This is a genomic window from Pseudomonas sp. RL_105y_Pfl2_101 (genome assembly GCF_963970585.1).
Taxonomy (GTDB): domain Bacteria; phylum Pseudomonadota; class Gammaproteobacteria; order Pseudomonadales; family Pseudomonadaceae; genus Aquipseudomonas.
The window spans coordinates 1-2,006 of sequence record NZ_CAXAPG010000106.1 but is presented as its reverse complement, the minus strand read 5'-3'; the positions used below and the strand labels follow the sequence as shown (position 1 = coordinate 2,006).

Here is a 2,006-nt window from a genome sequence, read left to right as displayed (position 1 = left end):
CCCAACCAGCACATCCGGGCCGACGCCGTGAGTGATCAACTGACGGGCGCGGCGGTTGGCCTGGGCGTTGAGTTCGCCGTAGGTCAGGGTTTGGGCGTTGCAACGCAAAGCGATGGCGTCGGGACGCAAACGCGCCTGTTCGGCGATGCGCTGATGCAGGCAGGCCTCGCCCGGGAAGCTGCGCGGGGCGGGATTCCATTGGGTGATGTGTTGCTGTTGCAAGGTGGCCGTCAGCAACGGCAGTTCAGCGATGCGTTGCTGGGGATTGGCAACGATGCCGCGCAACAGATTCAGCCAGTGTTCGGCCAGGCGCTGCACGGTGCTGGCGTCGAACAAGTCAGTGGCATAGGTCAGCGCCGCACCGAGTTCACCCTCGGCTTCCAGGGTGTCGAGGGTCAAGTCGAACTGGGCGGTCTGGCTTTCCCATTCCTGGGCCTTGATCACCAGACCGGGGAGCGCCGGCAGTGCCTGGCGAGCCACGCTCTGGTGGTTGTACAACACCTGGAACAACGGGCTGTGGCTCAGGTTGCGTTCAGGCCGCAGTGTTTCGACCAGTTGTTCGAACGGTAGGTCCTGATGGGCCTCGGCGCCGATGGCTGCCTGTTTGACCTGTGCCAGCAATTCACTGAAACGCTGCTGCGGATCCACCTCGACCTTGAGCACCTGGGTGTTGACGAAGAAGCCGATCAGGCCTTCGGTTTCCACCCGGTTGCGGTTGGCAATGGGCACGCCGACACGAATGTCCGACTGGCCGCTGTAGCGGTGCAGCAAGGCTTGGAACGACGCCAGCAAGACCATGAACAGCGTGCTGCCTTCGCGCTGGGCCAGCTGTCGCAGCTGTTGGCCCAAGGCCTGCGGCAAGTCGATCGCCAGGCGGGCGCCGGCAAAACTCTGCCGGGTCGGACGCGGCCGGTCGGTGGGCAGCGTCAGCAAAGGCTGCTCGCCCCCCAGCACCTCGGTCCAATACGCCAGTTGCCGTTCTCGCTCGCCGGCGTCCATCCACTGACGTTGCCATACCGCGTAATCGGCGTACTGGATCGGCAGCTCGGCCAATGCCAGGGAGTCACCCTGGCGGCACGCGACATAACCCTGCATCAGTTCCTGCACTAGCAATTGCATCGACCAGCCATCGGAGACGATGTGGTGCTGGGTCAGCACCAGCACATGCTCGTCGGCCGCCACCCGCAACAGGCCGACCCGCAGCAGCGGGCCGTTTTGCAGGTCGAATGGCTCAGCGATTTGCCGTTGGACGAAGGCCTGCACCTGTTCGCTGCCGCCGTCGAGCTCCTGCGCGATTACGACCGGATTCATCTGTGGATGAATGACCTGGAACGCTTGTTCATCGACCTGGAAGAAGCTGGTACGCAGGCTTTCGTGGCGCCGCACCAGGGCGGCGAAACTCTGTTGCAGGGCCTGCAGGTCCAGGTCGCCCTGAATCCGCAGCGCCGCTGGAATGTGGTACGCCGCGCTGTCGGGCTCCATCTGCCAGAGGAACCACTGGCGTTGCTGGGCGTAGGACAACGGCAACGGCGCCGGGCCCCGGGAAAGACGCGGGATGCTCGTCGGCCGAGCCACATCGCCGTCCATCAGCGCCGCCACACAGGCCTCAAGGCCGGCGTTTTCGAACAACTGGCGCAGTTGCAGGTTCAGGCCGAGGGCCTGGCGAATGCGCGACACCATCTGCGTCGCCAGCAGCGAGTGGCCGCCCAACTCGAAGAAGTTATCGCTCAAGCCGACCCGCTCGACCTTGAGCACGTCTTGCCAGATCGCGGCTATCTGCTGTTCCAACTCACTTCGCGGCGCCACGTAGTCCTGCTGGACCTGGCTGGCGTCGGCGGTCGGCAGGGCCTTGCGGTCGAGCTTGCCGTTGGCGGTCAGCGGCCACTGTTCGAGGAACAATAGGTGCGTCGGCACCATGTAGTCCGGCAGATCGGCCTTGAGCTGGGTTTTGATCTGGTCGCGCAGGCCTGCTTCACCCTCGCCGATGTGCGCCGGGATTACGTAAG

1 protein-coding gene is annotated in these 2,006 nt (G+C 64.4%); it reads right to left on the bottom strand.

From position 1 onward, the window contains the following. Window positions 1-2,006, bottom strand: a 2,006-nt coding sequence (locus AACY31_RS28590; protein ID WP_339505625.1) for a condensation domain-containing protein, incomplete at both ends; no start/stop codon positions are given.